General features: G+C 41.7%; 3 protein-coding genes. All 3 read right to left on the reverse strand.

Annotation, left to right across the window (positions count from 1 at the left end; all coding sequences use genetic code 11):
* Window positions 1–144 precede the first annotated feature (144 nt).
* A complete protein-coding gene (locus EHQ47_RS04970; protein ID WP_135776683.1) occupies window positions 145–810 on the reverse strand; it encodes a hypothetical protein in 666 nt (221 codons plus the stop codon).
* Window positions 811–1,773: 963 nt separating this feature from the next.
* Window positions 1,774–2,139 carry a barstar family protein gene (locus EHQ47_RS04975; RefSeq protein WP_135776684.1) on the reverse strand — a complete coding sequence of 122 codons (366 nt, stop codon included), beginning with the start codon at window positions 2,137–2,139 and terminating at the stop codon, window positions 1,774–1,776.
* A gap of 13 nt (window positions 2,140–2,152) precedes the next feature.
* On the reverse strand, window positions 2,153–7,237 hold the full coding sequence (locus EHQ47_RS04980; RefSeq protein ID WP_208727395.1) for a polymorphic toxin-type HINT domain-containing protein: 5,085 nt from the start codon (window positions 7,235–7,237) through the stop codon (window positions 2,153–2,155).
* Between the last annotated feature and the right edge of the window lie 10 nt (window positions 7,238–7,247).

Raw genomic sequence — 7,247 nt, forward strand, 5'->3', positions numbered from 1 at the left:
TCTTCGTTAACTTTGAATACCAAGGTTTTGAAGAAACAATCCTACGTTTGAATGCTATTTTTTTGGATCAAGTCGAGTCCCTCTTTTGTAAATAATCAGCAGATTACGTTGCGAAGCACCCATTCATAAAAGGGGTGTAGAGATTTAATAAGAGATGATGTTTGCTTTGTTTCTCGAGTCGATGGATTTGTTAACAAACATTTTTTCTGATCTGCCGACCAGTTTTGCATTTTCACCTTTTCCGCCGCCACAATCAGCTGGTAAAAAATTTAACTGCGAAGCATAAGGAATGTAAACTGGCGGTTGAAAGTCTTTTTCATCGAGGTATTCTCTCGCTTCCGCAAAGATAACAAATTCGTCTTCACTTTCTTGAGGTAGATTTTGGAAACATATGCATACCCTTTGCCCTTCTTTGATATCTATTTCCAGCAGAGCCGGCTCCTTTGAAGTGTAAGTATCAATCACCCGGTTTTTTGCGTAATTATGAATTCTGACTGCAAAGTATGTTAAACGAAGGACATGTTTTCCGGGAGTCATGTAGAACTGTGATTTCCCGTCTACTTTTCCAATCCCAATGATCCCAAGAGAGAATCCATAATCCTGAAGGTTCTCTTCAAAGTCTTTACCATCGATACTAAGAATTAGAAAATTAGAAATTCTTAATTCTGCTAATTTTGAAGTATCGCTTGGTTGCGGATCGTCTGGATGGTTTGGGTAGACATAATACTTTGTGCAATGAGTTGTTAATAATAATAGGAGTATGAGTCGTAAAACTTTTTTAAATGATAACAAGTTGCTTGAAATACGCATAGGATTAAATCATAATATTTCGCTAAATAGTCAAAGAGAATATTGCTAAAACTTGAGTCAAATTTATTTTTCTAAGGCGATCCTCTGTAATCAGAATTCCCGAATGAGTTTTGGCTTCGGGCTGTAAGAATATAAATGATGGCTGCGATGGACGATAACCATTACGATCGAGGTGACTAACAACTAACATGCGATTGGTCAATAAATTGGTGAATGTTTTTTGGCGCATCGAATCCGTTAGTTGATTGGCACTTATTTCTGTAACGACCGCGCTATCCGCTCCAATCTTTCCGATCTGTTCGTTGATTAAAATAAGTCAGTTTATGGAAAGGATTTCCGCTGCTATCGCTGGCGCAGGGAATTTTCGGTGAAAACAATCATTAGTTAGGAAATGTTTAGTTAAGATTGAAAGAACTGATTAGAATCAAGATTGATTCTGGCCACAAATCCCAATTTGGCATTGAGACGAACTACTTGTAAAAGCGGAAAAAAAGTGAGATTTATGCGAACTACAGAAAAACTCAGAAAATATTTTGGCTATACGCATTTCGTTTAACACCTGCAGACGAGTGTCTATCTGTATTGCAATTAACCCCCACCCATCCCCCTCACCAATCCTCCACAAACCGAGAGACGGAAACTGCGCACTGCAATCCGCTCCCGTGTTAGGTGGTCTCTGCAACACCTACTCTTGGAAAAAAAGCGCTTAAGAGAAATCACTCTCTTTTATACTTCGGTGTGCTCCCATTGTTTGCAAGCTTTGATTCAATAATCTCTTCTATAGAAGAGAAGGATTCCTTATATCCTTAGCAATCAACTGATCACTCTTTTTTGGAACATAGTCTTTGTGAATCACTAGAAATCGATGGCTTCCGATTGTATTTTGTCTTCAAAATCATTCCCGTTTGCATCTAGCATCTAACTTAACGAACATCTTGTTCGCTATTATAGTTTTGACGAGGCTCAGGCGGATACGAAAGTTGGAAAATACACAAGCAGTTCATGCTCTTCTTCAGGTTTCCAAGATTCTATACTAGTTTTTAGAACATCTAGGTATTGCTGATAATCTTGGTTACCAATCTTGGGGATCGATTTATGAACAATTACAACTCGCTTTTGAGTAACCCAATCTAAATCGGAAAGGCAATCTTCAAGAGCATTCCAGTTATAACTAAAATAGCCTGGGAAATTTAACACTTCATAAAGAGCAGATAGCAACTCATGGGTCGTTGTAATATTTTCGTGAATAATCCCTACAAAATCATCACTATGATTTTGTAGAACATCATGGAGGGATGCATAACATGAGAAGTCCGCTTCTGTAAACATCTTCTATACTTCCTTATGGATTCAGCCTAATAAATGAGTCGTAGTGATCAGGCGTATACCACATGTCACCATTAGCACCGCGGACAATTCGTTGCGGCCCCGGTCCCTGAACACCAGGTGTTGGGTGAACATACTCAGTGTAATATCCATCTGGTTTGACTGGCAACTCAGGAGTTGTTTTTCCCGGCAAAGGCCTGTTATTGAATATTGAACCATCGTTTCTATGCGGAAATCTACCACCTTGTTCAATTCTTTGCAGGGTCGGTTTTAGGTCAACAGTACCTTCAAGGACTTTTCCAGTTCTTTTATCAACCACCCGAACACCATCGATAAACCGGGTTGTCCCTTTAGAAGCGGTGACTTCAACCGCTTTACTCCCTCCAAAAATTCCTTTTACTCTTTGACCTATTCTAGAGGCAGAATTAGATATAGCCTTAATTGTATTTCCAATGATAGGTATACCTTTTAATGCTGCACCAACCCTTCCCCAAGGTGTTATCGATGCAGCACATATTGCTGAGCCCACTCCTCCATCTACACATTCTTTAGCCGTCTCTACCGCTAAATCTTTTGCTCCTTCTACTGCATCATCAATTCCTTCATTGATTTTCTTAGCACCGTCAGGCCTTAGGTTGGATTGGAGTGTGTTAGTGAATAGTAATCCATTCCCCTTAATATAACTATCATCGTTATTATGCACCCAAACCCCGACTTCCCCCACAAAGTAGGTATGATATTCTTCCACCTCAAAGTTATAAACGGTCTCTTTCCTCTCATCTATCGTAATGTTAGAAACAACCAGTTCCTTTCCATCCGCACCAAGAGCCACATCCCCAGGATGTAAATCTTTTGCCTCTACCCAATCAGTAGTTTCTATAGAGAACTTCTCTAAGGCATGACCTTGTTTTTTCACACGGAACGGGTGGTTCCAAGTGGTTTCGAGGACTGTTCCATCAGCAAAAGAAACAGTGTAAATAGCATCTGTTTGTCGGATAAAGGTGTTCACTACCTTGCGGTAAGAGACTTCCCCTGTTTCATCGGATTTGGAAAGAACTAAATCTCCAACTTGGATGTCTTCAATGTTCTTTAAGCCCTCTTTGGTATGAACTTTGGTTCCGGCGACAAAACAAGTTCTATCTACGAATTGACCTGTCTTTGGATCTATCCAACCAGAGTGATCACCGTATGTACCACCAAGTTGGTCGGCGAAATCGGAGACATTCCCTTTCATTCTTTCCCAAACAGAATCTCTAGTTGTATGTTGATCTCTTTTTGGCTTACCGTTGATTTCTGCAGACTTATTCTGAACTAACGTTTCTTTTTCTTCGTCAGTTAAGTCATCCCAGCTACTTTTGCCTTCAGGAAATTTGATTGGGCCTTTGGATTCTAACCACTTCTTCTTCGCTCGGTCTACTTCCATATATTCGCCGTGAACATTTTCGGCAATACTGTCCATAGCACCCATGAGTGCACCTTGCGATGTCACGACACTGTTTCCAACAATGTCTCCATAAGCAGGGTTGTTATTGTTGTTGTAACTACCAGAAAAACCTGATTGAGAAGAGTATTCTATTGTGCTGCCACCATTGGTGTAAGATACACCGAATCCACCATCTTTCGAATAGTTTGCACTGACTGTATGGCCATTATAAGAACCTTCATAGTTAATTCCCCCTCTCTGAGAAATCCCTAATGAATGGTCGCCATTAGCGGTGTTACTAGAAACTTTTACACCAACTCCATCGCGCTGATTAAACGTTAGTGCCTGACTTCCACTTGTCTTATCCGTAGCCTTATCATAGTCATTACGAGCAACAAAGGCTCCAAAACCTTCTTGGGCGTTATAAGATAGACCTCCAGAATAGTCTCCATTTGTGACTCCAACTGATGCTGATAATCCCGTTTTTTCCGAGTAAGAGAGTCCCGAGATCGCTCCATTGGAGTTTTTATATCCAACCTGGGCCCCAAATCCGCCGTTCTGGGTATAACTCACCCCTGCGACAAAATTACCAACCTTGGCCCCAACACTAGCCCCAAAACCTTCCTTCTCGCTATAGGTTACCCTAGCCCCTAACTCAACAGATCCTATTTTCCCTGTGACTCCAATACTTGCGGCAAATCCACCATGTTCAGAATAAGATGCATTTGCAACGCTGACCCTAGCGGCACCGACACCAAACCCAAAGTCAACACTGGCGCCAAATCCATTATCATAAGAATAGTCTACACTTACCTTTGTAGTAAGACCGCTTAAAATTAAGCTGGCGGTTTCCGTGACGACAGATGCAACATTGGTAACCACACCCAAAATCCCGCCATTTCCAAAGGATTTGAGCATGGCAAGTGGATTCAATCGATCTACAATCGGGATGGAAGACAACACAGCATCCACTGCCTTAAGGGTATCTAAGTTTTTGGCAACGTATGTGGCAGCCATCGGGCCACCTAACGATTTGGCAGATTTGACAAACGGATCACCCTGAACCGATTCTCCCTCAGCTTTGATCTCGTTGTACATCTCCTTCATCTTAAGAATAGGATAGTACTGATTGAAGTGGTGAGTTCCGAATGTTCCCCCCACTGTCGGTCCAACCAAGTAACCAGAGTTCTTCGCTGATTCGATCATGGCTTCTTTACCTTTTTCATCAGCTGAGTTAAACTCAAACATCTTTTGCGGATCGGTTGCAAGCTGGCCTAACGCAGATTGTGCAGCCTGGGCGACTCGTGCCATAGCCTTTGGATCAAGCATTGTTAAACCGACTTCACGGTTTTCTGACTTCTCAGGATCAAATGTTTGTTTGAAGTCCGTTTGCATTTGGTTACGAGCCAGTCTCACCATCATTGTGAGTTCTGCACTGGCAGGTGCGTCTTTCCCTTGCAAAGATTGGTAATCGGTTAGATCCCATTCCTTTCCATTGGAATCTTTGACGGTTGGCAATTTATCCGGTTTGATATATACGAAATCAGCATAGCTAGGAAGCATCTGATACGTAGGGTTTCCTAATTTGTCTACAGCAGATCTCACATACGCTGACCCCAACTTGATAAAGTTATCCTGCAATAATTGCATGGTTAACTGTTCATCAAGGGCTTTGTTTTGTTCCTTTATCGTTGCTTCAAAGGTTAGTGGTAACGACCAAAGGGAATCCAATGTTTGAAGGACTGCCATTTGTTTACTGCGATCCTCCATCTCCTTTGTCATCGACTTCATCTTTTCTACATTGGATTCGTCATATTTGGATTTTTTCAGTTCATCTACAAAGAACTGAACATCGGCATACATCCCTTGTTCTAACATACGATTGTCTAGAACTTGGGGTTTGCTATTCATGATCGTGTTTAGGATTTTGTTAGCATTGTTTTGGAGAAGGACTGTGTTCGGAACACTTCCCATATTAGCGATGGTTTTTTGGATCTCAGCATACACTTGATCAATTTCAAACTGGTCGCCTTTTCTTGCTTGGTTGAGAAGATTCACTTCCCAATCTGTTTTTTTCTTCAAAGCCTCTTCAATGCGTGCCATATGTTCGGCTTTGCCTTTGTCGGTTTCTTCTTTGAAGTCACGTCTCCACTGGTCCCAAGACTGGTTAAACGATGTGAGCATATCGTTAAAACGAGCAGAACCAGTCTCCATCAAATAATTTACGTTTTCGATCCAATCAGCTTTTTTGGCTTGGAAATCTTTTTCTTTATTGTCCCAAACTTTGAGTTGGTATTCACGCTGTTGACTTTCGTTCAATGCATAGAGTTGGTCTGTTACGTTTCCTTGACCGTAATAGTCCTCCACGAGCGTCTTATACATATCGTATTCAATATTTTTCCCTGTGCCACCGGTTACTTTGTTTAGGAGGTTAGAGTAAAAACGATCACGATCATCTAAAATTTCTCGTTTGTCTGCTTTGACACCACGGACAATGGCTGCTTCCTGGACAGCATAATACTCTTCTTTTTCGATTGTATATTGTGTTTTGGAAATGGAAGCAAGAGAGCCAACAAACTCATCAGCAGATGTCATAATGTTGACCATACGACCATCATTCGCATAACCAACATTAGAACTTGTAGAAGGAGAACCTGCGGTAACCACTCCTTCTCTTATAAATAAACCATAAGAATCTTTGATGGCTCTTTTTTGGATAATAGGATCTCCATTTTTCCCTACAAGACGGTCAATGGACAATGGTTCTTTTCCGCCGGTCCAATTGATGGTTCCATTTTTCAACTGACCACTAGCGCCTGTTAGGAATGCCACATCACTATCTTCTAAACCGGTTTCAACATAACCTTTGGCTGGTCCACCTTTTAGCATATCGATGAGTTGTTCGCCGGTGGAAATATCTGTGTACCGGTTGAGTTCTTCTTGGAGGCTTTTTAATGTATTGGCTTGTGATCTGGCAGTGTTCACTGCATTATCAATTGCAATTTTGCTATCGACCCAGGTTTTGTTACGAGTGATAGCCTCTATAGCTGTCAATGGATTTCCCCATGACATAAATGCGATGATGGCCACTGCCCCAGCCATCACATTGCCAAGACTATTGTTCATTTTTGCTTCAAATTCCCAATAGTTATAGGAAGTCATTCGGTTATAAGCACTTTCCGAAGGGGCACCGCCATTAAATATCCAAACACCATCAAATCCCCGTTCGGCGGCAACAGAAAGAGAACCATTCCCTCCATATTGTCTCAGATACCCACTGATACTAATGCTTGGGTGGATATAGGCAAGCCCTCCCGAAAAGGTGGGAGGATCAACACTCCCGCGTCCCCCATGGATAAAATCCCAACCACCAATTTTACCAGTGGCCATCCCATCCGCAATTTTATAGAATTCTCTTAGTCTTGTTTCTTGGTATTTGTAATCATAACTGTTAAAGTCCAAACGACCATCATTGACGGCAGGGTTTAGACCAGGACCAATCAGACCGTCCATAGTGGCATCAAGCGCATTCCTTGCGTCGTTGATCTGCCTTTGGAGTTCTTGCATTTTGTCTTTGATTTTTGTTTCTGCAATGCTAAAACGCATAGCACGCTCTGCCCATTCTTCTGCTTCTGCTTTGTTTGCAGCAACGGCAGTGTCAGCTTGCAACTCACTCAACTTCATTCGG

It is taken from the genome of Leptospira bourretii (genome assembly GCF_004770145.1).
Lineage (GTDB): Bacteria > Spirochaetota > Leptospiria > Leptospirales > Leptospiraceae > Leptospira_A > Leptospira_A bourretii.

Excerpts from the sequence above, each read along its gene's own strand:
- EHQ47_RS04975 (WP_135776684.1), bottom strand. The coding sequence starts at position 2,139 with ATGTTTACAGAAGCGGACTTCTCATGTTATGCATCCCTCCATGATGTT.
- EHQ47_RS04970 (WP_135776683.1), bottom strand. The coding sequence starts at position 810 with ATGCGTATTTCAAGCAACTTGTTATCATTTAAAAAAGTTTTACGACTC.